At 45.0% G+C, this 26,489-nt stretch carries 24 protein-coding genes; 3 read left to right on the top strand and 21 right to left on the bottom strand.

Annotated elements, in window-relative coordinates; genetic code table 11:
• Positions 1 to 3 precede the first annotated feature (3 nt).
• Positions 4 to 2,664, top strand: a complete 2,661-nt coding sequence (locus FED51_RS09165) for a penicillin-binding protein 1A (RefSeq protein ID WP_138090425.1) — start codon at positions 4 to 6, stop codon at positions 2,662 to 2,664.
• Between the two features lie 43 nt (positions 2,665 to 2,707).
• Here FED51_RS09165 and FED51_RS09160 read toward each other — a convergent pair whose 3' ends face one another.
• The 8 genes from FED51_RS09160 to FED51_RS09125 all read right to left on the bottom strand — a co-directional run bounded on the left by FED51_RS09160 (position 2,708) and on the right by FED51_RS09125 (position 11,976).
• Positions 2,708 to 6,325: a dynamin family protein gene (locus tag FED51_RS09160; protein WP_138090423.1), complete on the bottom strand. Its 3,618-nt coding sequence runs from the start codon at positions 6,323 to 6,325 to the stop codon at positions 2,708 to 2,710.
• 33 nt (positions 6,326 to 6,358) lie between these two features.
• A complete protein-coding gene (locus FED51_RS09155; RefSeq protein ID WP_041820506.1) occupies positions 6,359 to 6,868 on the bottom strand; it encodes a YpoC family protein in 510 nt (169 codons plus the stop codon).
• On the bottom strand, positions 6,865 to 7,521 hold the full coding sequence (gene nth, locus FED51_RS09150; RefSeq protein ID WP_053431334.1) for an endonuclease III: 657 nt from the start codon (positions 7,519 to 7,521) through the stop codon (positions 6,865 to 6,867). Before nth ends, FED51_RS09155 begins: the two co-directional genes overlap by 4 nt.
• Positions 7,522 to 7,551: 30 nt before the next feature.
• Complete coding sequence (locus FED51_RS09145) at positions 7,552 to 8,253, bottom strand: DnaD domain-containing protein (protein WP_010897858.1); 702 nt, start codon at positions 8,251 to 8,253, stop codon at positions 7,552 to 7,554.
• Positions 8,254 to 8,408: 155 nt separating this feature from the next.
• Positions 8,409 to 9,701 carry an asparagine--tRNA ligase gene (gene asnS / locus FED51_RS09140; protein ID WP_010897857.1) on the bottom strand — a complete coding sequence of 431 codons (1,293 nt, stop codon included), beginning with the start codon at positions 9,699 to 9,701 and terminating at the stop codon, positions 8,409 to 8,411.
• A gap of 257 nt (positions 9,702 to 9,958) precedes the next feature.
• A complete protein-coding gene (locus FED51_RS09135) occupies positions 9,959 to 11,146 on the bottom strand; it encodes a pyridoxal phosphate-dependent aminotransferase (protein WP_138090421.1) in 1,188 nt (395 codons plus the stop codon).
• Between the two features lie 147 nt (positions 11,147 to 11,293).
• Complete coding sequence (locus tag FED51_RS09130) at positions 11,294 to 11,770, bottom strand: cell wall elongation regulator TseB-like domain-containing protein (RefSeq protein ID WP_053431336.1); 477 nt, start codon at positions 11,768 to 11,770, stop codon at positions 11,294 to 11,296.
• A gap of 35 nt (positions 11,771 to 11,805) precedes the next feature.
• Entirely contained in the window at positions 11,806 to 11,976 is a 171-nt protein-coding gene (locus FED51_RS09125; RefSeq protein ID WP_010897854.1) for a YpmA family protein, read from the bottom strand.
• Between the two features lie 145 nt (positions 11,977 to 12,121).
• Between FED51_RS09125 and FED51_RS21105 the strand changes: the two genes are divergently transcribed.
• On the top strand, positions 12,122 to 12,298 hold the full coding sequence (locus tag FED51_RS21105; protein ID WP_153231706.1) for a hypothetical protein: 177 nt from the start codon (positions 12,122 to 12,124) through the stop codon (positions 12,296 to 12,298).
• A gap of 48 nt (positions 12,299 to 12,346) precedes the next feature.
• Here the strand turns inward: FED51_RS21105 and FED51_RS09120 are convergent, their stop codons facing one another.
• From FED51_RS09120 to FED51_RS09060, 13 genes are all read right to left on the bottom strand, one after another.
• On the bottom strand, positions 12,347 to 13,663 hold the full coding sequence (locus tag FED51_RS09120) for an amidohydrolase (RefSeq protein ID WP_053431337.1): 1,317 nt from the start codon (positions 13,661 to 13,663) through the stop codon (positions 12,347 to 12,349).
• Positions 13,664 to 13,671: 8 nt separating this feature from the next.
• Entirely contained in the window at positions 13,672 to 16,500 is a 2,829-nt protein-coding gene (gene dinG, locus FED51_RS09115; protein ID WP_053431338.1) for an ATP-dependent DNA helicase DinG, read from the bottom strand.
• Positions 16,501 to 16,508: 8 nt separating this feature from the next.
• Positions 16,509 to 17,525 (bottom strand): tetratricopeptide repeat protein, encoded by a 1,017-nt coding sequence (locus tag FED51_RS09110; RefSeq protein ID WP_053431339.1) that lies wholly within the window; start codon positions 17,523 to 17,525, stop codon positions 16,509 to 16,511.
• A gap of 56 nt (positions 17,526 to 17,581) precedes the next feature.
• Positions 17,582 to 17,965: an aspartate 1-decarboxylase gene (gene panD / locus FED51_RS09105; RefSeq protein WP_010897850.1), complete on the bottom strand. Its 384-nt coding sequence runs from the start codon at positions 17,963 to 17,965 to the stop codon at positions 17,582 to 17,584.
• A 14-nt stretch (positions 17,966 to 17,979) separates the two neighbouring features.
• On the bottom strand, positions 17,980 to 18,831 hold the full coding sequence (gene panC, locus FED51_RS09100) for a pantoate--beta-alanine ligase (protein WP_010897849.1): 852 nt from the start codon (positions 18,829 to 18,831) through the stop codon (positions 17,980 to 17,982).
• Positions 18,828 to 19,667, bottom strand: a complete 840-nt coding sequence (gene panB / locus FED51_RS09095) for a 3-methyl-2-oxobutanoate hydroxymethyltransferase (RefSeq protein ID WP_053431340.1) — start codon at positions 19,665 to 19,667, stop codon at positions 18,828 to 18,830. Before panB ends, panC begins: the two co-directional genes overlap by 4 nt.
• A 259-nt stretch (positions 19,668 to 19,926) precedes the next feature.
• Entirely contained in the window at positions 19,927 to 20,898 is a 972-nt protein-coding gene (locus tag FED51_RS09090; protein ID WP_010897847.1) for a biotin--[acetyl-CoA-carboxylase] ligase, read from the bottom strand.
• Positions 20,895 to 22,022: a CCA tRNA nucleotidyltransferase gene (locus FED51_RS09085; protein ID WP_010897846.1), complete on the bottom strand. Its 1,128-nt coding sequence runs from the start codon at positions 22,020 to 22,022 to the stop codon at positions 20,895 to 20,897. The genes FED51_RS09090 and FED51_RS09085 overlap by 4 nt, the downstream gene beginning before the upstream one ends.
• Before the next feature lie 30 nt (positions 22,023 to 22,052).
• A complete protein-coding gene (gene bshA, locus FED51_RS09080) occupies positions 22,053 to 23,180 on the bottom strand; it encodes an N-acetyl-alpha-D-glucosaminyl L-malate synthase BshA (protein WP_010897845.1) in 1,128 nt (375 codons plus the stop codon).
• Between the two features lie 9 nt (positions 23,181 to 23,189).
• Positions 23,190 to 23,885, bottom strand: a complete 696-nt coding sequence (gene bshB1, locus FED51_RS09075; protein WP_233443889.1) for a bacillithiol biosynthesis deacetylase BshB1 — start codon at positions 23,883 to 23,885, stop codon at positions 23,190 to 23,192.
• Positions 23,878 to 24,294 carry a methylglyoxal synthase gene (gene mgsA / locus FED51_RS09070; protein WP_138090419.1) on the bottom strand — a complete coding sequence of 139 codons (417 nt, stop codon included), beginning with the start codon at positions 24,292 to 24,294 and terminating at the stop codon, positions 23,878 to 23,880. The genes bshB1 and mgsA overlap by 8 nt, the downstream gene beginning before the upstream one ends.
• A gap of 9 nt (positions 24,295 to 24,303) precedes the next feature.
• Positions 24,304 to 25,098, bottom strand: a complete 795-nt coding sequence (dapB, locus tag FED51_RS09065) for a 4-hydroxy-tetrahydrodipicolinate reductase (protein WP_010897842.1) — start codon at positions 25,096 to 25,098, stop codon at positions 24,304 to 24,306.
• Positions 25,091 to 25,459, bottom strand: a complete 369-nt coding sequence (locus FED51_RS09060) for a nucleotide pyrophosphohydrolase (RefSeq protein WP_134228683.1) — start codon at positions 25,457 to 25,459, stop codon at positions 25,091 to 25,093. The genes dapB and FED51_RS09060 overlap by 8 nt, the downstream gene beginning before the upstream one ends.
• Before the next feature lie 135 nt (positions 25,460 to 25,594).
• On the opposite strand from FED51_RS09060, the gene FED51_RS09055 reads away from it, so the two are divergent.
• A complete protein-coding gene (locus FED51_RS09055) occupies positions 25,595 to 26,467 on the top strand; it encodes a YitT family protein (protein WP_010897840.1) in 873 nt (290 codons plus the stop codon).
• Positions 26,468 to 26,489: the final 22 nt, after the last annotated feature.

The following is a 26,489-nucleotide window of genomic DNA, read 5'->3' as shown; positions in this document are numbered from 1 at the left end:
ATCATGTCAAATGAAGCAAATACAAGACAAGGGCGGCGACAAGCGAAAAAGAAAAAGAACGATCGCCGCAAGCCGAAAAGAGGAATATTGAAAAAGCTGTTTATTGCGTTTATCCTTCTTTTTGGAGCGATCATGCTTGCAGGCGGTATTACCGTCTTTGCCATCATCGCACAATCGCCGGAAATTGATCCTGAAAAGCTTCAATTTCCACAAGGAGCGCAAATTTTTGATCAATCAGATGAGTTTGTTTCCCAATTAGACACATCTGAGCGCCGAATCCTAGTCAACTATCAAGACATTCCAGAGGAGCTTGAGGAAGCATTCATCTCCGTCGAGGACGTTCGATTCCGCGATCACTTCGGGATTGACCTTCGCCGTATTGGTGGAGCGATCGCTGCGAACATTACGAGCGGCTTTGGCGCTGAAGGGGCTAGTACGATCACCCAGCAGCTCGTCAAAAACGTTTTTTTAACGAACGAAAAAGCACTTACACGTAAAATTCAGGAACAATATTTAGCGGTTAAGCTCGAACAACAATATTCGAAAAACCAAATTCTTGAGATGTATTTAAATCAAATCTATCTCGGACAAGGGGTATACGGGGTGGAGCAAGCGTCTCAATATTATTTCGGGAAATCGATCACAGACGACTCGTTCTCCCTTGCTGATGCAGCTTTGCTTGCAGCGATTCCGCGTCGGCCAAGCTTTTATGACCCGGTCGTCAACCCTGAAAACGCAGAAAGCCGTCGGAACCTTGTCATCTCGATGATGGAGGATCAAGGAAAAATTACCGCAGAGGAAGCTGAAGCGGCTCGTTCGATTCCGATTGCTGAACAGTTAAACGTTCAAGAGCGAGAATCTTATCCATTCCAAGCCTTTTATAACCAAGTGCATAAAGAAGTCGAGGAAATGGAAGGCATCAGCGTTAACGATTTGTACAATGCAGGTCTTAAAATCTACACTACGCTCGACACAGAAGCGCAGCAACACGTAGAAAAAGTCTTGCAAACCGATGAGTTTATTCAAACGTATCCGAACAAAGAAGACTTCCAAGCGGGTATTACCCTCGTGGACACACAAACAGGTGAAATTAAAGCGATCGGTAGCGGTCGTGAAAATACAAATGTGCAACGTGGATTTAACTACGCAACCGATATTAAACGTCAGCCAGGTTCTACAATTAAGCCGATTCTTGACTATGGGCCAGTGATTGAGTATTTACAATGGTCGACTGGTCGAATCATTAAAGACGAACCGCATCAGTACAGTAATGGAGTGGAATTTAAAAACTTTGATGGCGCGTATAAAGGAAACATGACGATGCGACAGGCGCTCGCTGAATCACGCAACGTTCCTGCGATTAAAGCATTGCAGGAAGTAGGCGTTGAGCGTGCAGCAGAATTTGCTGAAAGCATCGGCGTCGAAATCGATCAAAAGCCAATGCATGAATCCTATGGGTTAGGCGGGTTTAACACAGGCGTATCGACCCTTGATATGGCTGGTGCTTATGCGGCGTTTGGTAACGGAGGAAAATATATCGAACCACACACTGTTCGTAAAATTGAATTCCCTGACGGCCGCGTCATTGACACTACGCCAGAATCAACACAGGCGATGAGCGATTATACGGCCTATATGATCTCTGACATGTTGAAAACAGCTGTTGAATCAGGAACAGGTACAGTCGCAAGTATTCCAGGTCTTCCTCTCGCAGGTAAGACGGGGACAACGAACTTTGATCGAGAGATCCAGCAAAAATATGGCCTCCCTAGTGGAGCTGTTCCAGACCGTTGGTTTGCAGGCTATACGACACGGTATACAGCTGCTGTTTGGACTGGATTCACTGAGTTCGGTGAGGAAAACTATTTACTAAGTCAAGAGGAACAACGGATCGCCATGCAGATATTTAAAGCTGTCATGGAAGAAGTATCAAGTAAAGTAGAAACCCCTGACTTTGAAATGCCGAACTCCGTTGTCCGTATTGGCATTGAAAAAAGCACGGGATTATTACCGAGCAGTCATACGCCTCAAAGCGAAATTGTTTACGAGCTATTCGTCCGTGGAACGGAACCGACCCGGGTGTCTGAACAATTTGATCGTCTGTCAGGACCATCAAACCTGACAGCAAACTACAATGAAGCAACAGGACAAATTATCGGTAGCTGGGAATATGATGCGTCTAAGCTCGATGAGGTATCCTTCCGTTTAGAAATGGCCGTTGGCGATGGTGGCTTTAACACGATCGACACGACCAAAGATATGCAATTTATCGTTGATGACGTAACCCCAGGCACGACCTATCGTTTCCGTGTCACTGCCGTCTCTGATAGCGATTCTAATGTGACAAGCAACTCTGCCGAAGTCAAAGTAACCGTTCCAGGCGGAGAAGAAGAAGAGCCAGATGAGGAAGAAATGACAGAGCCTGACGAGGAAGAGCAACAGGACGGCAACGAAGAAGAGGACCCTGATCAAGGAAATGATCAAAACAACGGAAATGAAGGTAACAACAACGGGAACGGCAATGGGAATGGAAACGGAAATAACAACCGTCCAGGTAATGACGGACGACCGAATGACAATGATGACGACAATGAAGATGATGAAACAGATCCACCTGCTACGAACCCTCCAAACGATGAACAACAGGACGGAGAAACGGAATAGCGCGAAAAAACGGCTCGCCAGGATGGCAGCCGTTTTTTCAATGTCACAAACGCACACTCTCGTCTATTAACGTTTGCAGTTGATCTCGTTGTTCTGTAATCTCGCGCTTTATTTCACTGCTCATGAGTGAGTCGATTCTCGTTATTTCCCGATTCAGCCCATCATCCAGCTGTTTTTTCACGTCTTCACTTGCCTGATGAACCGCTTGAACGATCGCATTCGAATATTCCCATTCCGCTTCCTTTAATTGTTTTGTTGCAACTTCAAGCATGTCATCTACTAATGTTTCTTTTAATCGTTTCAACCCTCCCTCTTCAAAAAAGCTTCGAGCAGACGGATAAAACGCTTCATAACTGGTCACCTCAAGTAGTAGTTTGACATCAGAATCGACGATGACCTTCACTTCTTGTTCATAGGCATCAACGGTCAAATGGGGCAAGCTTCGTTTCCAATCATAGATGATTTGCTCCTGCCACTTGGTCATTCTTCCTTGTATGACCGTTTCCAAACGGACGGTTGTCGCTGCAAGCTCTTGCCGAACGTATTGCTCCCCTTCTCGCTTCCACGCTTGAATCGCCGATGTTAGCGCTGCTTTTTGCTGCTTACGGCTTGCTCCGGTAACGGTCGTAACATTGACAAACTGAGAAAACTCATCGGCTAACACATAGCGTAGTCGCTGCCGCAAATAAAGAAATAGTTCCGCTACTTCCTGCTCGCTTTCCCGTAACGATTGTGTTGGTACTAAAGTTAAAAGTTCATCACGGAGCATTTCCACTATTTGCTGAACCTCTTGTCTTCTCGTTTTTCGCTCCCCTTCTTCCTTTTGAAGGAAGGCAAGCGTGTCCCCTAGCTTGGCGCAAAAAAGAGCCGCTTCTTCAACAATTCGCTGAGCGCTGATCCTTTTTAATTGATTGATCATCTGCTGATAAAACATCGTTTCAAATTGATGAAACGACGACGCATCTTCATTGGATGTCTCACCTGTCGTTTTCGCGGCTAGTGCCTGCTTGCTCGAGACGTAAAATAGGCGTGGTGACTCCATATGATTGGCCTTCAACTGCTGTTTCACATGGGAAACGACACCTGCAAGCTCCTCGGCTGAAGCTGCCAAATCGGCTGCATTGATAACAAAATACAGCTTGTCGTCATGGAATGCCTCATTTATTTTCGCCATTTGCTGTAAAAAATATTGATCTGCTTTAGAAAACGAATGGTTGTAGTAGGTCAAATAAAAGATGGCATCCGATTCTTTTAGTTGGGTAAAGGCCACATTCGTATGACGGCCGTGAATCGAATTAACACCAGGTGTGTCAACGAGAACAACCCCTGCTCTCGTTAAGTCACAATCATAGTACAACGTCACTTCCTGAATGAGACACGCATGCGATTCTGTCCCAACCCAAAGTGCGAGTTCCTCCAGATCAATCACTTGCTCTGACCCGAGGGTCCACTCTTGATCCTTGAGAGATGCTTGCAAAGTCGATAAATAATTAACGTACGAACGTTGTTGATTTGTCGCCACTTGCATCCGTTTTGGTTTCCAAGATTGGATGTTTTTCAAGCTGAGCTTTAAATCGAGTTGATCTGCAACGGCTTGAATTTCTTCGTCTAGATCTGCTCGATTTTTCATTTTAATGATAGCGGATCGATGAGCATATTGATCTGTTGGCCTGCAAACGGTTGTCACGGTAGCAGTCGTTGGATTCGGTGAAACCGGTAGCACCGCTTCCCCTAGTAACGCATTGGCGAAGCTAGATTTCCCCGCACTAAAAGCACCAAACAGAGAAACGACGTATTGCTGTTGATGGTAACGCTCCATTCGCTCCAGCAGCTTCTTCATCTCATGGTGCAATGGATGACCGTCTGTGTCGTACTTTTCGATCGCTTGGTACAACCGGTCTATCCATTCCTTCGTCTCATCTTCACGGAAGACAACATCCTGTTCTTTTATAGGCTCTTCAAGAGCATCAGCAATGACACTTTTATTCGGTAAGCGAATACCATAAAACGGCGTTTGCTCTTTCATTATGCTCTCGTTTGATTGATTCTTCACCACTGCTAATGCTTTTGCATATTGTCCTTGATCGTCATAGCGTTCCGCTTCCTCCATGAGATGCTGTTTTTGCTTTTGAAAAGAGCGCTCCGCTTCCTCGATTTTATCCACATAGCTTTTGACGTTTTGAAGGGTGGCAAGCTTTTCCTCTAGTTGCTCCAGTTGTTCGTGAACATGAGCCTTGATTCCTTCCTGCTGCTTCTGGAAAACGACAAGCGCTTTTGCTTTTAGCTGCTTACAGATTAAATCAGTGAGCTGACTTGTGAACGTAAAAACATATTCCCGGCTCGTCGTCCCGATTTTGACATGATCGATAAATAACGATGGTGTTACTTCGAAGTGGACTTCGCTAATAGCACGTTCCACTTCCTCTTTATTCGTCAATCGTTCCCAGTCGATCTGTTCTTGAAACAGGCGATGTAGATGGAACTCTAATTGACTTTTTACTTTGTCCTGAAGATCTGCTACAGCTTTCTGCAAACGGCTCGCGCGCTCGGCTTCTGTTTTCTTTTTTGAGAACAGAAGCCCCACTTTATACGACGGTTGAACGCTCTCCAGCCAGTCCCTAGTCAAATCTGTCGTTGTAAACGGAAACAAAGTGACGTTTTGAAAAAGTTTTGACACCTCTTGTTCCCCTTTAGCCAACAACGTTTGTGGCAGTTGAAGAACTTTCTCTCGTTCCGCTTCCAGCTTGGTCTTTTCTGTTAAAACGGCAGGGTCATAGCCGTTTGCGCTCATCTCTTCATGAATCGCTTCGATCGTTTGTTCTAATTCATCACGAAGCCGGCGTTCTATCCCATAATAAAAACTTTGCCATAGTCTTTGTTTGGCGAACGGAATCAGGCTATCACTATAATACAGACGCTTCTTCACATCTTCCGCAAACGTCGAAAACTGATTCAATAGATGGTTAGCTACTTTCATGCTTGTATAATAAATGGTTTCAAACTCGATGCCCCATTTTTGGAACACGTCTTTTACCGATTGATCAAAAGTAGCAAAAGGAACTTCTCGCTCATCGTGTTTATCAATTTGATTAATGACGATCACAATTGGCTTTTTCTCATCCGATAATTGCTTGAGGAAATAGAGGTTCGTTTCCGATTGGACATGGTTGTAGTCCATGACATAAACGATCCCATCGGTTGTGTAAAGCTGTTCGGTCGTCACTGCCTGATGGGTTGGGTCTGTTGAATCAACTCCGGGCGTATCGAAAATACAGCTCGTCTCATTTAAAAAGGGGAGAGGTAGTGTGAGGGTTAAACTGGAGATCTCCTCTCCATTCATTCCCCACTCCCGCACTTGATCCCATGGGATTTCACCGGTAAAAGTTGATAATTCCCCATTGTTTTTTTCCACTTTCAACCCGAGAGGACCTTGGGCGATTTTAATAATGTTGGCACTCGTTGGAATCGGACTTGTCGGCAATACCTCGGCACCAATTAGTCTGTTTAAAATGGTTGATTTTCCAGCGGAATAATGGCCACAAAAAGCTAAGTCATATCGATGACTTGCTTGTTTTTCTTCGATGAGCGCTCGGCGTTTTTGTTCGGCGCTCGTAAAGGTAAGCACATCTGATCGCGTTTGTTGACTCGTTGTCATCTGCATCTCTCTCCACCACCTTTTGATTTCCACACGAAGCTATCTCTTTTTTACCTTCGCTAGGGCTACCGATTTTGCATACATTTTTCGCAGTTCATCCATCATCGCTCGTAATTGAACAAAGGAATGATACTTGTTCGGAGCGGCTAATAAAAATGCGAGCCGCTCTTCAATGTTGACTGGCTTCACGGCTAACTCATTAGCATCTTCCTCAACGCCGATCAGCCGTTCTACGGGCTGTTCGTTCGTCCAAAATAACGCATCAATAAAGGCTGCAGTTGCTAAAAGCATCGGCCCTTTCGCCCGCTGAACATCTCGATCTTCATAACAGGCTTCAAGTGTTGGTAGAAGCTTCTGCCACACAGAGAAAAGCAGTGGAACATACGTCTCACGCTCATTCCACGGTGCTAAAGCTCCCTCTAGATCAAAATAAAATGGCACTTGCTGAATGATCTTTTCAAAGGGAGCTTTCATTGGTTCAACGGTTGTCTCATCTGACCGAAAAAACGGCTCCCTTTGAAAAGGACGCGGAATCACAATGACACTCATGATGCCCCCCTCCGTCTCATGCGTTTTTTCCCTTCCCGGCACATATCAAGCAATGGACAGATGTCGCATTGAGGGTTTTGCGCTTTACAATGATAACGTCCAAAAAAGATAAGACGATGATGAGAAATCGACCATTCATCCATCGGGATTTTTTTCATAAGGGTTTGTTCTACTTGTGTCACATTGTCTTTCCAGCGACAGATGCCTAATCGCTTCGACACTCGCTCTACATGGGTATCCACGGCAATGGCCGGCACGCCAAATGCTACGGAAGCGACGACATTAGCCGTCTTTCTCCCCACCCCTGCAAGCTTGACAAGCTCATCTCGATCTTGTGGAACTTCTCCGCCGTATTGCTCCAACAAGGATTGACAGAGCTTTTTTATATTTTTTGCTTTGTTCCGATATAAGCCGATCGAACGGATGTCCTGTTCTAACTCTTCAAGCGGAACGGCTATATAGTCTTCCGGTGTTTTATATTTTGCAAATAACCGAGGCGTTACTTTGTTGACGAGTGCGTCGGTACATTGGGCAGAAAGAACTACGGCGATGAGTAGCTCAAACGGATTGGAATGGGTCAGTTCACATTCTGCATCTGGATACATGTCCGCAATGACCGCTAGTGCCTCTTGCGTTTGTTTTTTAGTTAACATGATTCTTCCCTTTCTAGCGTTGTTCTACCTTTATTGATCTAACCAATTGTACGTTGGGATCACATTTGCTTTGGCCCGCGGGGCATCTTGCGGACGATTGTCTTGACGAGTACGAAATTTCTCCCCATATTTTTTCGCTTGGTCTAAAGTTGTTACCCCGTTTTTTTTCCACTCAAATAAAATCCGATCAATGTAACGAAAGTTGAGCTTTCCAGAAATGACAGCTTCTCGGAGTGCCGCTTTTATTAGCTCAGGAGTATGTTGATCCTGATCAATCCACATCGATAGCGTTTCCCCTTCGATGGGAGAAAGAGGACGACTGAATTCACGCTCAAATAAACGATAGAGGGTCATCTCTTCTTCCTGGCCGCGCTTCTCTTCTAATTGCTTTATTTCACGTGCCACTAACTCTGCAAGTTTTTCCCATAGAGGGGATAGTGAAAACTGTTCATAAATAACACCTTCTTCATCAGATCGCTTTTCAAGAGCCAAACAGCCTTTTTTAATGAGTCCGTTTAAACACTTGGAGCATTCGACACTAGCTAGTGACATTCTAGATGCTAGATCATCGGGTGTTGGGAAAGAGCTTCCTTCTTCAATAAACGTTTGAATATGTAAAAGAGCGACGAGTTCTTGCTCATCTAATGATAATTGGCGATAATGGTGCATGAGCAATTTCGGAATGGAAAGGGCTCCTGCTTCTAACCACTTTGTCAATATGGATGGATACATGTCGAAACACCTCTTGGCTATTATATCATGAGTTTTCCGTTTTTTGCGTAACCTATGTCCCAATCATGTTAGAAAACGTTCCTCACCGCCAAGGCTTAATGGAAATTGATTATCATTTATGGAAAAAGAAAAACCTGGGCAAAGGCTGCCCAGATTTACGGATACAAGCGGTTTAAAAGACGAGGGAACGGGATCGTTTCTCGTACGTGTCCAGCGCCGGAAATCCAGCCGACGGTTCGCTCAAGACCTAAACCGAAGCCAGAGTGCGGTACTGACCCGTATTTACGCAAATCTAAATACCACGCATAAGCATCGAGCGAAAGGTCATGCTCTTCAAGCCGCTTTTTCAACAAATCATAATCCGAGATTCTTTGTGAACCGCCGATGATTTCTCCATATCCTTCTGGAGCGATTAGATCGGCGCAAAGAACCACATCATCCCGGTTAGGATCAGGTTCCATATAAAACGGTTTTAGCGAGGTTGGGTAGTGGGTAATAAACACGGGCTTATCAAAATGTTCAGCAATCGCCGTCTCATGTGGCGCCCCAAAGTCATCGCCCCATTCAATATCATCAAACCCTTTTTCATGCAAGAACTTAATGGCATCGTCGTATGAAATCCGTGGAAACGGCGCTTGAATGCTTTCTAGAACAGAAGTATCCCGCCCAAGCGTTTTTAATTCAATTGCGCAATGTTTCAGCACAGACTGAACGATGTATGCAACGTAATTTTCTTGAATTTCCAAACTTTCTTCAAACTCAACAAACGCCATTTCCGGCTCAATCATCCAAAACTCAATTAAGTGGCGGCGCGTCTTTGACTTTTCTGCTCGGAATGTTGGCCCAAACGAAAAAACCCGTCCAAATGCGAGTGCTGCAGCTTCCATATACAGCTGACCACTTTGCGATAAAAACGCATCTTCATCAAAATATTTTGTATGAAACAGTTCAGTCGTTCCTTCTGGAGCACTTCCCGTTAAAATGGGTGGATCAACTTTGACAAAGCCGTTCTCATGGAAAAATTCATAGGTCGCGCGAATGATTTCATTTCGAATTCGCAACACCGCATGCTGTTTTCGAGAACGAATCCATAAATGCCGATGATCCATCAAAAACTCCGTGCCGTGCTCTTTCGGTGTAATCGGGTAATCGGTCGCCTCGTGAATGATGTCAAAGGAAGTGACCGTTAGCTCATACCCAGATGGGGCACGCTCATCTTTACGGACAATCCCTGTTACATAAAGGGAACTTTCTTGAGTTAAATTTTTAGCTTTTTGAAACCATTCATCTCCAACTTCAGCTTTGACAACCACTCCTTGAATAAAACCTGTCCCATCTCGAAGCTGTAAAAACGCAATTTTACCGCTGGATCGCTTATTCGCAAGCCAAGCGCCTAGCGTCACCTCTTGATCAACATACTGTCCGATCTTTGCAATCGTAGTTTTCACGTCTTTCCCTCCATGGTTCATATGTATACCAACGTCCATTATATACTTCTGGAAAAATTGAAGTCAATGACTACCATTGTGTAGAAGTTGAAGACTTGTGTAATAAAGCTGACCTTCATTTTTTTGGAGCTCTTTGTTATACGGACGTGAAGTTCTTAGTCTGCCTTTCTTGTTGTCTTTAGTGCCTTGATGTAGACCTTAGCGTAGCTTAATCGGAGTAAAAAACGACCACACCCCATGAGTATGGTCGTTCTTCGTTATTTGCTGCGTTTCATTTCGACGAAGCGGGAAATTCGGTCGATCGCTGCTTCTAATAGCTCCAGTGACGTTGCATAGGATAAACGAACATTGTCAGGTGCACCGAACCCTGAGCCAGGTACGAGGGCGACTTTTTCTTCCTCTAACAAGACTTTCACAAAGTCGTCAACCGTTTCGTGACCTGTTAATGCTGCAGCTTCCTTTACATTCGGGAATAAATAAAATGCTCCCTTAGGTTTTACGCACGATACACCAGGAATCGCCACAAGCTTATCGTAAATCGTGTGGAGTCGCTCCTCGAACGCTACTCGCATCTTCTCGACAGATCCATCATCCTCAGTGTAAGCGGCAATCGCTCCATATTGAGCGCTGGTCGTTGGATTGGATGTACTGTGGCTCGCGAGATTGGTCATCGCTTGAATGAGCGCCTCCGGTCCTGCCGCGTACCCGATCCGCCAGCCTGTCATCGAGTGAGATTTGGAAACACCGTTAATTACGACTGTGTTTTCCTTTAATTGTGGGGAAATTTCCGCAACCGATGTATGTTTTGCTCCATCATATACAAGCTTTTCATAAATTTCATCTGAGATGATAAGGACATTATGCTTAAGGCACACTTCCCCTAACGCTGCTAACTCCTCTTGCGTATATAAAGAGCCTGTTGGATTACTCGGTGAATTAATAATAATCGCCTTCGTTCGCTCTGTAAGAACAGGCTCAAGCTGAGCTGGTGTTAACTTAAAGTCGTTCGATTCTTTCCCTTCCACGAACACAGGTTCCCCTCCAGCAAGCTTCACTTGCTCTGGATAGCTCACCCAGTAAGGAGATGGGATAATCACTTCATCGCCTTCATTTAACAACGCTTGGAACAGTGTATAGAGAACGTGCTTCGCCCCTGTACCGACGATAATCTCCTTCGCTGTATATGTAAGCCCTTGATCTTGCTTAAACTTTTCAATAATAGCTTCCTTTAACTTTGGTAAGCCTCCAGATGGGGTGTATTTCGTATGCCCTTCTTCCATGGATCGTACCGCAGCATCAATAATGTATTGAGGAGTATTAAAATCCGGCTCCCCTGCTCCTAATCCGATCACATCGTGCCCTTGCTCCTTTAACTCTTTTGCCTTTGCTGTAATCGCCAATGTTGATGACGGTGTCAAGGTAGAAACTCGCTTAGCTAACTCCATCTGTTACGTTCTCCTTCCCATGTCTTCATCTGTTTCTCTTACTATAGACCGGATAAACGGACAATTCAAGTGCTTTTCTTGTGAATCTTTCGCCTTTTCTGCGATTGGTTACGTAAAATTGCTACTTTTATTTCGTGCCGCTCCGGATTACGGCCTTAGGCTGTATCGTTTAATGAATGTGCCATCATAAAAAGACACATAATAATACGACAATCGGCCCTCTTCATCATAGTATGTGACCTCATAAACGGGGTGCTCGTTTTCAACTCCTAGGCGGATGGCCACCAACTCGCGAACAGCAAGCTCCCTCTCGATGATCGCACGAACGTCTTCCTCACTGATCCCTTCTGAAGCTTTCTTTGAGATCACCTGATCATCTGGACCGACCCAAACGATGCGTTCCTCGCCATCTTCATCCAATCCATGAATGACTTGATAAGCGTCAGAACCATGGTAATAAGATGCATCGTTTACGGTGGCTAAATAGCCTTCGCTCAACACAAGCTGAACCGCTTGTTCCTCGTCTTCACTAAACGGGCTTTTAATGACAGTGTACCCGTATGCTCCTGCTCCAATAATGGCGGAAAAGAGTACGATTCCGATTAAAATAAGCCATTTCCTCATTTAGATTGTCCCCTTTTTAACAGCGTTCACTACGTTTATGTACGATAGATCGAAAACACCATTTTTTCCTCATCTTTTTTATCCAGCGATAAGCCAAACATTAAGTCATCTTCCTTTAACGTACGGTTCAACGCATCAACAATTTTATACAGATCCTTGCTTTTGTCTATTTTCACAGTTGAGATTAGCTCCACTTTGCTATTCATGGTGGATCCTCCCTTGTTAAAAGTTATCCTTGTACTCATTCATTACTAATCATAGCGATGTAGCAAACGGTCATACTAATTGTAAGCTAACCAATGACATACACGCAGCCCTACATCCGTATGTTGTTCAATTCAGGGGGAACGAATGGTTATGCGAACAGTCGTATCAACTGCCAAATGGTTTCAGCATTACAAAAAATCTGTTGCGTTAAGCAAACGAAGCTCAGCTTTTTGTACACAAATGGTTGCTCCGTCTGTAAGGGAGACCCAATTCCCTAGCTGTTTTCAAGACGATGACTGCAACCAACTGCAAAAACAATAAAAAATTGCCAAGCCCACACCCACTAAAATAGACCGGAACTCATCTGGTCTATTTTAGTTTTTCGCAAATTCGCTGATAGTGAGCGTTCGCTTCAAATTGCAATTTCTCTTCATCAAATGTCTTTAATTCCTTGTTGAGCATTAGGGGAGCTCCTTCGACAAAAACATCTTGAACGTCGGCCCCTTTCAGCGCATAAACGAGATGGGACATCACATGCTCGTGTGGCTGTAAATGAAGACATTGGGGATCAATCATTATAAAATCAGCCCGCTTTCCAGCTTCAATGGTACCTACTTGTGGCAAACGGAGGGCTTTTGCACCGTTTTTCGTAGACATAGCAATCGCCGTTTCAGCAGGAACCGCGGTAGGATCAAGCACAGCCCCTTTTTGCAGGAGTGCTGCTATCCGCATTTCCTCCACCAAGTCTAAATGGTTGTTTGAAGCGACACTATCCGTTCCAAGACATATGTTAATTCCCCGCTCAAGCATTGATTGAACGTTGGCAATTCCCGAACCGAGCTTCAAATTACTCATCGGATTATGACTTACATGGACAGAAGGATGCTGTTCAAGAATGTCAAGCTCTTCCTCCCCTAAATGAACACAATGCGCCAGTAACCAATGGCGGTCCTTTAAAAATCCAAGCTGTTCAAAATGTGCGAGGGGATGGACACCGTACGTTTTACGATGCTCTTCCACTTCCCGTTGAGTCTCCGCCATATGAGTATGGAGCGGAAGATCGATTCGATCCGCTTCATCTACAATCATCTCAATAAATGAAGGTGGGCATGTATACGGGGCATGGGGAGCCATCATCGTTGTAATTCGCCCGTTTCCATCTCCGTTCCAAGTGGTAGCAAAAGTTACGGCTTCTTTCAGTTTCTCCCGCTGCTCAGATTCCGAACAAAGGCCGATCATGGATCGCATCAGGACAGCTCTAGGCCCTTGTTCAACGACCGCTTCCGCCAAATCGTCCATATACAAATGATACATCTCTAAAAATGTCGTCGTCCCTGATTTAATCATTTCTGCCATGGCTAGCTGTCGCGCGTGATGTACGGCTTCACGATCCATTTTTCCTTCAAAGGGCCACATTTTTTCTGATAACCAGGACTGCAATGGAAGGTCGTCGCTATGCCCGCGTAATAACGACATGCCAAGATGTCCATGGGTATTAATCATGCCAGGCATGACCCACTTTCCTTTCCCGTCGATCACTTCAACACGATCGATTTCTTCAGGAGAAGGAGTTCCTTCAGCAACACTTACAATCACGCCATCAGCAAACTTAAAATAACCATGTCGGATAAACGGCGCTTCTTCTTGACCCGTCACGATTGAAACATTTTTTACGATCGTTCCCATAACTCCTCCTACATCCATTCTTTATGTGCCTCAATAAGCGATTCCAGCGTTCCTTTATATACAGGTACATCTGGAAGAGATTCGAGAAAGGCTCTACCGTAACGTGTTGTGGCAATTCGTTTATCGAGCACAAACACACTTCCCTTGTCCTGGTTCGTACGAATTAAACGGCCGAATCCTTGCTTAAATCGAATGATCGCCTGAGGCAAAGAAATATGACGAAATGGATTCTTTCCTTCCTCTTCAGCTTTATCCAACTTAGCTTTCAACAATGGTTGATCAGGTGGAGCAAATGGAAGGCGCACGATGACAAGGCAACGTAGTTCATTTCCTGGAAGATCAATCCCTTCCCAAAAGCTGCTTGTTCCGAATAAAATAGCTTTTTCATGGAGCTTAAATGCTTTCATTAACTTCGCTCTGCTACCGCTTGTAATTCCTTGGCCAATTAAGGCGAGGGAGTCATCCATGGATAGATCCTTCACATATTGGTATACCTGTTTTAACATTTCGTAAGATGTAAAGAGAACAAGGATTCGACCTGAAGAACAATCGGCGATCCGCCAAATTTTAATCGCCACCTCTTGTGCGTACTCTTCTTCTGAAACATCCTTAATTGCCGGAATATCGGTCGGAAGCAATAAACGCGCCTGCTCTTTATACGAAAACGGGGAAGGGATACTTTCCGTACGAACCCCAAAATCGTGGAGCCCGAGTCGCTCCATCTGATAATCAAACGACCCTTTGATGGATAAAGTGGCAGATGTGAGTACGACACTTTTTTTCGTCGCGAAAAATCGATCGGCAAGCGATTCACCAACCTCGATTGGACGAGAATATAAAAAAGTAGCATTCTTCGCCCCACGTGGTTCAATTTCAATCCAATAAACAGCATTTGGATCTGATTCGAGAAGGAGCTCATAAAGGTTGTTTTCCTCTTCTTGAAGTCTGTCAATTACCCCTTTTGCATCGGTAAGTAAACCTTGATCAAAAAAAGAAAGTTGATCATACACATCATGAAAGCACGTTAATACAAGTTGGAGCTTTTTTATCCCTTCCTTCATCATAAGATGTACTCGCATCCCGCTCTCTAATATGGCCTCCCACAAGGTCCCCTGTTCGCGAAAGCTTTCGTAGCGATAGCTTAATCGACCGACGTCCGATTTTGAACTTGACCGATTTTGTAGCACGTAACGGTGCAACATGCGGAAGAGCTCATCAAGTTCAAGCTGGCACTCCTGCAAAATCGTTTTTACTTTCTCCTCATCAACCGTCAGCTTCACGTCTTCTTTTGCTGCGAGTTGAAACATTCGGTCAAGTAAGCCTTCCTTATCTCCGTAACCGAGCCGTTGAATAAAATAATATAAGCTGTAATAGTCGGTCTGTTTCCCAAGATGATCGCTTGCCACTTCTTCAAAATGATGAGCTTCGTCAATGACCGCTTGTTTGAATGACGGAAGAAGGCCGTTTTTTTGCACCATATCGGTACATAGTAACGCATGGTTTGTAATGATCAAATCTGCTTTTGCTGCTTGCGTACGCGCTCGCTGATAAAAGCACCGTGAAAACCAAGGATCATATTTACCAAGGCTGGAAACACCATCGCTTTCAACGGTTGCCCAAAAGCTTCCTGGACCGGTGGGCAAGTTGAGTTCTTCCCGATCCCCTCGCTCCGTTTCTGTTAACCACACGAGAATCGCTGCCTTTGCAAGAATCGTATCGTAAGAATCTTGTTCACAGCCCCTCGCTAATGCTTGCTCAAATTTCCACAAGCTTAAATAATGGTTCCTCCCCTTTAACAAAGCTACATTTATCGGAAACGGGAGAATCTTTTGCAGGAGCGGGATGTCTCTCTCTAAAAGCTGTGATTGCAGAGGGATCGTTTGTGTGCTAATGACGACTGGCGCCTTCTCCATATGAGCAAAATAAGCAGCAGGAAGTAAATATGCCAGTGATTTGCCCGTTCCTGTCCCTGCTTCAATCAACACATGCTCATTATTCGAAAAGGCTTCATGAACAACTTCCATCATTTTCAGTTGCCCCTGACGCCATTCATATGTAAGAAAGGCTTTGGAAAGGGAACCTCCCTCTTGTGTAATCCTATCTTTAAACGACTGGAATGTATCTGTCGTTGTGATAATCTCTTCTTCTTGTGGTTTCATCTTGACAGGCTTACGAATGGCTAGCTGACGATAAATGTCAAAGGCTTCTTCTTCCCTGGCGTGGTCGTGCATTTTCTTTTCAATCAACTGTCGTAAAATCGGCCCCATATCGCTGATCCATGAGTCACTTAATAATTCTAATTGCTGTAATGTCATGAGTGGAAGCTGCCGCAGCTTCTGTAACAACAGTAATAACAAGTCGGCGGTTACCTTCGCATCACTATCCGCTCGATGGGGATTTTCGTGCTCCAAGCCTAATTGTTCCGTTAACGCTGAAAGCTTATAACTTTCCTCAGTTGGCAATAATATTCGAGACAGCTCGACGGTATCAATAATAGGGACAAGGAGCGGTCCGTACCCTTCGTGCTCCAATAATTTTTGCAGGAAGGATAAGTCAAAATGAACATTGTGGGCAACAAAAACCGCCCCTTCGAGCATAGACATAAGCTCCGGAATGCATTGATGAAATGTCGGGGCCCCCTTCACCATTTCGTCAGAGATCCCCGTTAATTCTTCTATAAAAGGAGGAATGGAGCGCTCAGGGTTCACGAGCGTGCAGAAACTCTCCACAGCCTCCTCGTCTTCGATGACGACAGCACCAATTTCAATGATTCGATCTCCTTGGGCAACCGATTGGCCTGTCGTTTCGATATCAATCACGACAAAGCGGTTATTCATTTTTCTCTCTAACCTCTTTCTATACTTGCTGCAAGCTGCCTTAAGTTCCCATCATTCCAACAATGGGCGAGGAACTCAATCGATAGGCGAACATCTTCTCTAATTTGGGGAACCGCTATGAGTTCCTTCAACATGTGAATCGCCTTTTCCCGTTCATCCTGAAGGGCAAGATTCCAAGCGATTCCGTGCTTCGCTAAATGGCGAAGCTGGCGAGATTGCAGCAATTGTTCAAAACAATGAACGGCAGCCTGATGAAAGCCGTACCATTCAAGCTTCGTGCCGATTGTCAGCAAAACTTTCTCAGGGGGACAAAGTTGAATGGCTTCAAGCCATTTTGCACACCCCTCTTCTACATAGCCACTTTCACAAAGGGCACAGCCTAAAAAATAAAGGGCATCCACATCTTCTTCCCCATCCTTAATCACTTCCACAAAGCAAGGAATGGCGAGTGCATATTGATGCTGAAGAAAATACGCCATGCCTAAATTATACATGACATCAGGATGAAATGTTAGCTTTGAAGCGTGCTCATATGAAGTAAGCGCTTCTTCCACTTCACCTTCCTGCATGTATAACGTACCGAGTGCCATATAAGTAAAATAACGGACGAGACGGTCAACAGATGTTGTTAACACATAGACACAATGTTCCTTACATCGCTCCCTCTGACCTCCATAGAGATTAGCGAAAATGGCATACAAGTGAAGGAGCGGGTGGTGCATGTGAGGTTGCATTTTCAATTCACGGTCAAATTGCATAGCGGCTTCCTGAAACATTTCTAGATCATAAAGGGCGGTTCCTTTTGAAACGTAAGGTGGATACTTTTCCAATACGGATGACTGCTGCTGTCGCTCACGAAGGGTCATGCATGCTTCGTGCATGTCGCTCCACTCCTCTAACACCCGCTCGGTCCACTCCTCTAACAAGGATAGTTCTTTTTCTTGTTCTTCGACGGTCATGACGTCCCATTTTTGTGTGACATCCTTAAAAACGGAACGCCACCCCTGACGAGATGACGAACCCATAGTCCTCTCCCCTTTTTTACTTTCAGTGTTTGACGTTCAGGGAGAGAGTATTCGGTTTATAATACGGTAGAAGCTGGCTCTGTACCAAGCATTTCAACGATTTGGTTTGATTCATTCAGAACTGCCACTTTTGGCTGGTGCTCCTTCACGTTCTCTTCAGCCACGAGAGCATAAGAAATGACAATAATTACATCACCTTCTTGTACGAGCCTTGCCGCTGCCCCATTTAAGCAAAATACACCGCTTCCCCGTGGTCCTTTTATGACATATGTCTCAAATCTAGCGCCATTGTTATTGTTCACAATTTGAACTTTTTCGTTTTCAACTATGTCCACAGCATCCATAATATCTTCATCGATTGTAATGCTGCCAACGTAGTTTAAGTTTGATTCTGTCACCCTGGCTCTGTGAAGCTTCGCTTTCATCATTGTACGAAACATGAATAATCCTCCCTTTACTCTCCATAAGGCACAATCAAGTTGTCGATCAACCGTGCATTTTCAAACTGGTACGCGACCGCTAAGATGACTGTTTCTTCAATGCGCTCAATCTTTTGTAACCGAGGATAGCTTAACACCTCAACATAGTCGATCCTGCCTGTTAAGCGCTCCTCTAAAGATTGGCGAATCCGCTCTCGAATCACAGCCGCATCCTTCTCCCCTGCATCTAGCGCTTCTCTCCCGGCAAGTAAGCTTTGATAAAGACCAGGTGCCTCTTTTCGTTCTTTTTCACTTAGGCGAACATTGCGTGAACTTTTCGCGAGACCGTCTACTTCCCGGACAGTTGCACAAGGGACGATTTGCACCCCTACATTTAAATCTTCCACCATATTTGTAATAACAGCTACTTGTTGCGCATCCTTCAATCCAAAGTAGGCCGCATCTGGTTCGACTAAATGAAACAATTTTAACACGACCGTGACGACACCATCAAAATGTCCGGGACGACTTGCTCCACATAAGACGTCCACCCCTTGTGTAACCTTTAAACGAACCGACGCAGGCCGCGGGTACATTTCGTCTGTAGACGGGTAAAATAAAATGTCCACACCTTCCGCTTCGGCTAGCTGTTCATCTCGAGCAAAATCCCGAGGGTACGTATCTAAATCCTCTCCTGCTCCAAATTGGAGTGGGTTGACGAATATGCTCATGACGACAGTATCATGTTCTTCTTTTGCTCGCTTGACAAGGGATAAATGCCCTTCATGTAAATAACCCATCGTTGGCACGAACCCAACGGATCTCTTTTGTTCTCGCTCTATTCGCAACTGCGCTTGTAAATCTGAGATCGTTGTACATACGATCATGTGAGTGCTCCTCCATACAGTTCCTGAATGACATTCTCTTTAAGAGAAAAGGCGTGATCTTTATCGGGAAATGTCCCTGCCTTAACCTCTTGAACATATTGCTTCATGGCCTCTTCAATCGGCTTTGTTATGTTTACATATTGCTTGACAAAGCTCGGCACGTGACCTGCTCCATACCCGATCACATCATGGTAGACGAGCACTTGTCCATCACAGCCTGCGCCTGCCCCGATTCCGATAACGGGGATCGTTAACTCTTCGCTAATTTGGGTAGCGACTTGCTCAGGCACACACTCTAGCACAAGGGCGAACGCTCCAGCCGCCTCAACTGCTTTTGCATCGGCCAATAGTTGCTTTGCGCTTTTCGCATCCTTTGCTTGAACTCGGTAGCCGCCTTCCACTGCTACGTTTTGCGGGGTTAGACCTAAATGGGCCACGATCGGAACACCTGCTAACGTTAGACGCTCAATCGTTTCAATGATGTCCCCATTTCCTTCAAGCTTAAGCGCATCAGCTCCAGCCTCCTGCATGAGTCGTTTTGCTCCTACCAACGTTTCATTAAATGAGCCATGATACGTTAAGTACGGCATATCCGTTACGATGAAGGTGTTTTTCGCTCCCCGCTTTACGGCCTTTGTATGGTGGATCATGTCATCCAATGTGACCGGAATCGTTGAATCGTAACCTAACACGACCATTCCGAGCGAATCACCTACAAGAATCATGTCAACATCTGCGTCCTCTACTAGCCTTGCCGATGGTGCATCATAAGCAGTCATCATCGCAATTTTTTCCTTTTGTTGTTTCATTTTTTTAAAGCTTGCTGTCGTCTTCATAACACCCTCCTCATGTTTTCAGAGGTCGATGAAAGAACGAAAAAACGTCCTCCTTCGCTAGGAAGGGGACGTTTTGCATGCATACGTAAATAAGCGTTCAGCTATGCAGAACTTTACTCTGTTCAATCATCCCTCTGTCCTAGTCCTTTTTGGATCAAGGCAGCTCATTTGTAATCATCCAATTTAAACAACGTTCGTCAGATGGTGCCGTTCCGAATTGGATACCGCCCATCTAGTAACAGTATAAAGACCAGATCCCCTATTGGTCAATTTCTATATCTGCAGAATAAATCGAATGAAGCTTTCCATCATCATCCTCTAGCAAAAGAACACCATCATCGGTAATCCCTTTCGCGACTCCAAATTTAACGTCGTTTAGCATTCTTGCACGAATTCGCTTACCGATGCTAATGGCATGAGCTTCCCACAAAGGTTTAATTCGGGAAAAGCCGTGTTGGAGATAAAGGTCGTAAAACAGCTCAATGTTTTTTAAAATAGCTGCGATGAGTGGAGCACGTTGAATCGGTTCTCCTTTTTTTATCGCAAGGGAAGTGGCGATTTTGCGGATTTCTTCTGCAAACGCTTCTTCCTGATGGTTTACGTTAATCCCAATCCCTTGAATGACCGAATGAACAGAGTCTTGATCCGCTTGCATCTCGGTTAAGATTCCGACGATTTTCTTTCCATCGATTAAAAGGTCATTCGGCCATTTAATGTCGGAATCTAACCCTGTCGTTTCCTTGATCGCCCTCACGATCGCCACGGCTGTTAGCAACGTTAATTGCGGTGCTTTTTGCGGCGGCAGTTGCGGGCGGAAAATGATGCTCATGGAAATGCTTGAACCTGGTGGTGAGTACCATCCTCTTCCCATTCGGCCTTTTCCTGACGTTTGCTCATTTGCGAGAACAATATGACCTTCCTTTGCTCCTTCTTGAGCGAGCTTAAGAGCGACCGTTTGCGTTGATGCTGTTGATTCAAGGTACGTAATCTCACGCCCGAACCGTTCCGTTTCCAGCACAACTTGAATGTCGTGTGGCTTAATTTGATCTGGACGTTTGACAATGCGGTATCCTTTCCGTTGAACGGCTTCCACTTCATAACCGCTTTTTCTTAACTCCTCAATGTGCTTCCATACAGCCGTACGTGAGCAACCAATCGCTTGGCTTATTTTTTCGCCTGAAACAAAGTCATCTCCAGCCGTAAGCAACATTTTTAACAACGTTTCTTTCACGACTCCACCCTCCGTTCTTCAAGCCATTGGATAATGGACTTCTTCTCATTTTCTATATGTTTAAGTAAAACCGCTTCCTCAATGTCTGCCAAAGTGTCTGCTAGCCATGGCCCTCCCTTTTTTTGAAAATGAGCCATTACATCTCGACCGGTCACAGCCAATTCTGTCCGTGTTTGGATCGGAAGTGATGACCACAATTGCCGCAACTCCTCTTCATGTACAGAGGCTTGTCCAAATAGTGCTCTAATTTGTTCAACAACGGTGGCAACAGACAAGGACGCTTGATAAAGCATGGTCTCGTTCCATGAATGGTTCTGGCGCTCGCCAACATAGTGGACGATCGTTCTGATCCGTTTTTTCTTCTCTTTTGCTAGCGGGAGCTTCATGCTGCAATTTTCTAACAGGTAAAGAATCGCCCAGAATCCGTCGGCAGGAAGGAGGCCTGGGCTTCTTGAGATCTCCTTCATTCTTAAAACCGTTTCCTTTGAAAGAGAAACACCTGGAATAAAAGGATAAAGCCCTGTCTCATGTAAAAGGCACCACCCGCTCGAACGGTGCGTTCCGATCATTAGTTGCGTTAACTCTTTCTCTACACGTTCAACCGCCACATCCGCCAGTAATGAACAAGATCCCTTGATCGCTTCAGCTGTTCCTTTCGCAACCGTAAACCCAAGCTCGCTGGCAAAACGGGGCGCACGAAGCATACGTAATGGATCTTCTTTAAAACGCGCCTCCGGATGGAAGGAACGGATTACCCCGTTCTCCAGATCCGTTTTCCCTCCTGTAGGGTCGATGATGTCGCCATTCATTGCTAAGGCCATCGCATTGATCGTAAAGTCACGCGAGCATAAATCATCTTCAATGCTTCCACCACGTAACGTCGAAACTTCAATCGCTACTTTTTGCAGGTGAACGGTAAGCGTTTGAAATTGACGGTTGATTTGAAAAGCATGTGGGTACAGGGTGCGAATTTCCTCCGGTGACGCGCTTGTGACCACATCTACATCTTTCGGTTTTCTGCCGATGTGATAATCCCGAACAGCTCCACCTACGATATAGGCCTCAAACCCATGGTCCCTTAATTCAGATACGATGCTTAACCCTTTTTTGATCACGTCATCCATTGCTCCACCTGCTCTCCATCACACCGATTATTATTCGGATAAAAGCTGCTCGTATAAATCTTCATATTGCCGCACAATTTGCTCAGACGAAAAAACAGTCGCAGCCCTGTTGATGCTTGCCTCAGCAAACATCTCATGTCTTCGTTTATTCGTTAATAGCTCAATGGCTTTCTGAGCGACTCCTTGAATATCACCGATTTCACAAATATACCCTGTTTCTTCATCTACAATCACTTCCGGGATACCACCTATGTTGGCTCCGATCACGGGAACCCCGCAAGCCATTGCTTCCAACGCAACTAGTCCGAAGCTTTCTTTTTCACTTAAGAGCAGCATGACATCGCTAAGGGACATCAACTCAGGAATATGCTTCTGGTTACCGAGCATGAGCACGTCATCCTTTAAGTCTAACTCTTTAATTAAATGACAGGCTAATGTAGCGTCAGGTCCGTCTCCAATTAATAGCAATTTCGCTTTCACGTGCTCACGGATGATTCTGAAGCAGCGAATAATGTCGGGGACCCTTTTGACACGCCGGAAATTCGATACATGAACGACCACCTTTTCGTCTTCGCCAATTCCGTATGTTGCTTTTAATTCTGAAACATCCTTACGATAATACTCTCGTGGATCGACAAAATTATAAACGGTTTCGATCGGTTTCTCGGTATGTAGTAGCGTTTTGGTTTGCTTCACAAGATCATCAGATACCGCTGTCACCAAATCTGACTTTTCAATTCCAAATTTAATAATTTCCGCTAATGCAGGATCATACCCTAGTACGGTTATGTCCGTTCCATGTAATGTCGTGACAACCTTAAGCGAATCCCCGACCATTTGTTTTGCTAAAATGGCACAAATGGCGTGCGGTACAGCGTAATGAACATGGAGAAGATCCAGCTCTTGTCTCTTCGCCACTTCAGCCATTTTACTCGATAGTGTCAGGTCATAGGGCGGGTATTTAAACACTGAGTATTGGTTCACTTCTACTTCATGAAAATAAATATTTGGATTGACTGGCTCAAGGCGAAATGGAACGCTTGACGTGATGAAGTGGACTTCATGCCCTTTTTCCGCTAACAGCTTTCCAAGCTCTGTCGCCACAACACCTGACCCACCTACTGTAGGATAACAACTAATTCCAATTTTTCGTTTCATCGTCCTCTCCTATCTAAAAAATGATGGAACGACAAAAGGCTTGTCGAGCTTGAACCCTTCAGCATACATAGCATCAGCTTCCTTGCCATATAAGCGTTCACGTGCTTCTACTGCCTCTAGATAACCGTTCGTTAGCGGCGTATCTACACTTGCTTTCGATTTTGTAAATTGACTTTTATATGCGTTAAGTGCCGCTTGCTTTACTTCATAACAGTGACTCACATCCACGAGCAAATCCGGCCGTTCGAAGCTATTGATCATATAATAGAACAAATCTTGTACATGGTGAGCTCCACCTTCCGCCTTATAGTTGCGAATCCGGGCATTAAACACAGCTTCCTTTACGAGCTCAGCGCAATGCCCATGATCAGGATGGCGATCAACTGGATAAGGAACGAACACGAACGTCGGCTGATAGTGTCTAATGACGCTTACAATGTTTCGCACTTGTTGTTCGGACGGATTACGAAGTCCTCGATCCGGTAAATCGAGTTGAATTCGCTCATCAATGCCAAGAATTCTGCTCGCATCGGCTGCTTCCTTTTGCCGCTGTTCAACGGTCCCATTTGAAGAGAGCTCAGCCTTCGTCAAATTGCAGATCCCCACTCGATGTCCCTTTTGCCTATAGTGGTATAGGGTAGCGCCCATCCCGATTTCTACATCATCTGGGTGCGCGCCAAATGCAAGGATATCCAGTTTAGACACGTGGCTCCTCCTCATCATGGACAAGTTCACGCCATGTAAAATCACCCCGGGCTAGCCCTTTTATTAAGATCTCGGCCGTCCCTATATTCGTCGCAAGAGGGACTCGTTGTACGTCACATAGGCGAACAAGGGCGGTCACATCCGGTTCATGTGGCTGGGCAGTTAAAGGATCGCGTAAAAAGATAATAAGGTCAAATTTATTTTCTGCTACAAGGGCACCAATTTGCTGGTCGCCTCCTAACGGTCCTGATTTGAATCGTTTCACCGGTAATTGTGTGGCTTCCATGATTCTCATACCTGTCGTACCTGTAGCATACAGTTCGTGATCTTTTAATACGTCTTTATAGGCAATCGTAAATTGAACCATTTCATCTTTTTTCTTATCGTGGGCAATTAGGGCGATTCTCATATTCTTCACCTACTCGATAATATTTTCAAGGCCATAAACCAACGTATCAATTCCCATAACCGTCTCAATTGAAAGCTTCACGCCTGGCATAAACGACTCTCGGTTCATCGAATCGTGACGGATTTTTAACGTTTGACCAACCCCGCCAAATAAAACTTCTTGGTGGGCAACCAAGCCAGGCAAACGAACACTGTGGATGGACATCCCTTCAAAGTCTGCACCGCGTGCTCCTTTAAGCTCTTCTGTTTCGTCAGGGTGCCCTTGCTGCTTCGCTTTGCGCACTTCACTAATCAGCTGAGCGGTTTTAAGGGCCGTTCCTGATGGCGCGTCTAGCTTACGATCGTGGTGCATTTCGATAATCTCAACATCTGGTAAATATTTTGCTGCCGTTTGGGCAAACTTCATCATTAAAATCGCTCCTATTGCAAAGTTAGGGGCGATGATCGCTCCGATTCCTTTTTCTTCTGCTTTTTTTCGCAAATTCGTTATGTCTTCATCGGTAAAACCAGTCGTTCCGACAACTGGACGAACGCCGTGATCGAGCGCGATCTCCATATGACGCTTTCCGTGCGCAGGTGTTGTCAAATCGACAAGGACATCTATTGTTTGTGATGTTAAGCATCGCTCCAGCTCATTGTAGACTGGTGCGTCACTTGGTGGAAGCCCGTCTAGCTGTCGAACTAACATCCCATCGTGTTTGGAGTCAACGACAGCGACGAGCTCCAACGTGTCCGCTTCATGAATCATTTTAACGGCCTCTCGCCCCATTTTTCCTCTCGGTCCAGCAACCGCTACTTTAATCATGTTCCTCATCTCCTTCAATTCTCGTCCAACGGTCTTTATCGCGTGTATGAAATTTATTCATTACTAACGTGAATGCTTCTTCTAAATCAATCTCTAATGAGTTGGCAAAACAAATGAGTACAAACAAAATATCCCCCATCTCTTGCTCCATCGTTCGTTCTTCTTCGGAGTCTTTCTTCGGCTTCTCGCCATAGAAATGGTTCACTTCTCGACTTAGTTCGCCGACCTCTTCGCTCAGCCTGGCAAGCATGGCAAGCGGACTAAAATATCCTTCTTTAAACTGGCTTATGTAAGCATCGACTTCTTGCTGCATCTGGCGCATCGTTTTCTGTGACACGTTTTTAATCACCTCACTGTTCATACACGTTCCATGTTAGCTTACTTGCCATCGTTTTGACAAACTTTTATTCCTTTTAAAAAAAAGATTTTAGAAATGGCGCGCGTTGCGTTAAAATATGTAATTGCAGGCTATCATGTTGGAAGAAAGGAGCACGTTATGGCCTATCGATTAAAATGGAAAAACATCGTTTTCATTCTTTTAGGCTCCGCGATTTTTTCATTCGGTCTCGTTTATTTTAATATGGAAAACAATTTAGCAGAAGGGGGCTTTACTGGGATTACCCTCATTCTCTATTTCATGTTTCAAATCAACCCCGCTGTGACGAATCTCGTGCTAAACATCCCTATTTTGCTAATTGGATGGAAAATTCTCGGCCGAGTCACCCTCATTTACACGATCATTGGCACCGTTTCTGTGTCCGTCTTCCTTGAGATGTTTCAACGTTGGAAGTTCATGGACATTCCTTTACATGACGACATGACGCTGGCCGCCTTGTTCGCTGGTGTTTTCGTCGGAACAGGGCTAGGGATTGTGTTTCGCTTTGGTGGGACAACGGGCGGTGTCGATATCATTGCAAAACTTGGATTTCGCTACCTCGGCTGGAGTATGGGTAAAACGATGTTTATGTTTGATGCCGTCGTCATCGCCTCCTCTCTCATCTATTTAAACTACCGAGAAGCGATGTATACATTGCTCGCTGTTTTTATTGCCGCAAAGGTGATTGATTTCATTCAGCAGACGGCGTATTCGGCGAAGGCTGCTTTTATTATTTCAGAGCATACGGAAGCGATTGCCGATACGATTTTAAAAGAGATGGAACGAGGAGCGACAACTTTAAAAGGGAAAGGGAGCTTTACCGGGACGGAGAAGGAAATTTTATATTGCGTCGTAGGACGAAACGAATTAATTAGATTGAAGTCGTTAGTAGAGCGAATCGATCCCCACGCTTTCGTTACGGTGAACGACGTGCAAGATGTGATCGGGGAAGGCTTTACCCTAGATGAAAACAAAAAACCACTCGGCGTTTAAAATGACAAAAAAGCTTGAGTTC

Origin of the sequence: Halalkalibacterium halodurans (assembly GCF_005671335.1) — a bacterium.
GTDB classification, from domain to species: Bacteria; Bacillota; Bacilli; order Bacillales; family Bacillaceae_D; genus Halalkalibacterium; species Halalkalibacterium halodurans.
Note: the sequence above shows the minus strand (reverse complement) of the source record. Positions and strands in the feature narration are given on the sequence as shown.

What these genes read in the sequence shown, in the direction of transcription:
- FED51_RS09165 (WP_138090425.1), top strand. Translation starts at nt 4, where the DNA reads ATGTCAAATGAAGCAAATACAAGACAAGGGCGGCGACAAGCGAAAAAG.
- FED51_RS09160 (WP_138090423.1), bottom strand. Translation starts at nt 6,325, where the DNA reads ATGCAGATGACAACGAGTCAACAAACGCGATCAGATGTGCTTACCTTT.
- FED51_RS09155 (WP_041820506.1), bottom strand. Translation starts at nt 6,868, where the DNA reads ATGAGTGTCATTGTGATTCCGCGTCCTTTTCAAAGGGAGCCGTTTTTT.
- nth (WP_053431334.1), bottom strand. Translation starts at nt 7,521, where the DNA reads ATGTTAACTAAAAAACAAACGCAAGAGGCACTAGCGGTCATTGCGGAC.
- FED51_RS09145 (WP_010897858.1), bottom strand. Translation starts at nt 8,253, where the DNA reads ATGTATCCATCCATATTGACAAAGTGGTTAGAAGCAGGAGCCCTTTCC.
- FED51_RS09135 (WP_138090421.1), bottom strand. Translation starts at nt 11,146, where the DNA reads ATGGAGTTAGCTAAGCGAGTTTCTACCTTGACACCGTCATCAACATTG.
- FED51_RS09130 (WP_053431336.1), bottom strand. Translation starts at nt 11,770, where the DNA reads ATGAGGAAATGGCTTATTTTAATCGGAATCGTACTCTTTTCCGCCATT.
- FED51_RS09125 (WP_010897854.1), bottom strand. Translation starts at nt 11,976, where the DNA reads ATGAATAGCAAAGTGGAGCTAATCTCAACTGTGAAAATAGACAAAAGC.
- FED51_RS21105 (WP_153231706.1), top strand. Translation starts at nt 12,122, where the DNA reads ATGGTTATGCGAACAGTCGTATCAACTGCCAAATGGTTTCAGCATTAC.
- FED51_RS09120 (WP_053431337.1), bottom strand. Translation starts at nt 13,663, where the DNA reads ATGGGAACGATCGTAAAAAATGTTTCAATCGTGACGGGTCAAGAAGAA.
- dinG (WP_053431338.1), bottom strand. Translation starts at nt 16,500, where the DNA reads ATGAATAACCGCTTTGTCGTGATTGATATCGAAACGACAGGCCAATCG.
- FED51_RS09110 (WP_053431339.1), bottom strand. Translation starts at nt 17,525, where the DNA reads ATGGGTTCGTCATCTCGTCAGGGGTGGCGTTCCGTTTTTAAGGATGTC.
- panD (WP_010897850.1), bottom strand. Translation starts at nt 17,965, where the DNA reads ATGTTTCGTACAATGATGAAAGCGAAGCTTCACAGAGCCAGGGTGACA.
- panC (WP_010897849.1), bottom strand. Translation starts at nt 18,831, where the DNA reads ATGATCGTATGTACAACGATCTCAGATTTACAAGCGCAGTTGCGAATA.
- panB (WP_053431340.1), bottom strand. Translation starts at nt 19,667, where the DNA reads ATGAAGACGACAGCAAGCTTTAAAAAAATGAAACAACAAAAGGAAAAA.
- FED51_RS09085 (WP_010897846.1), bottom strand. Translation starts at nt 22,022, where the DNA reads ATGGATGACGTGATCAAAAAAGGGTTAAGCATCGTATCTGAATTAAGG.
- bshA (WP_010897845.1), bottom strand. Translation starts at nt 23,180, where the DNA reads ATGAAACGAAAAATTGGAATTAGTTGTTATCCTACAGTAGGTGGGTCA.
- mgsA (WP_138090419.1), bottom strand. Translation starts at nt 24,294, where the DNA reads ATGAGAATCGCCCTAATTGCCCACGATAAGAAAAAAGATGAAATGGTT.
- dapB (WP_010897842.1), bottom strand. Translation starts at nt 25,098, where the DNA reads ATGATTAAAGTAGCGGTTGCTGGACCGAGAGGAAAAATGGGGCGAGAG.
- FED51_RS09060 (WP_134228683.1), bottom strand. Translation starts at nt 25,459, where the DNA reads ATGAACAGTGAGGTGATTAAAAACGTGTCACAGAAAACGATGCGCCAG.
- FED51_RS09055 (WP_010897840.1), top strand. Translation starts at nt 25,595, where the DNA reads ATGGCCTATCGATTAAAATGGAAAAACATCGTTTTCATTCTTTTAGGC.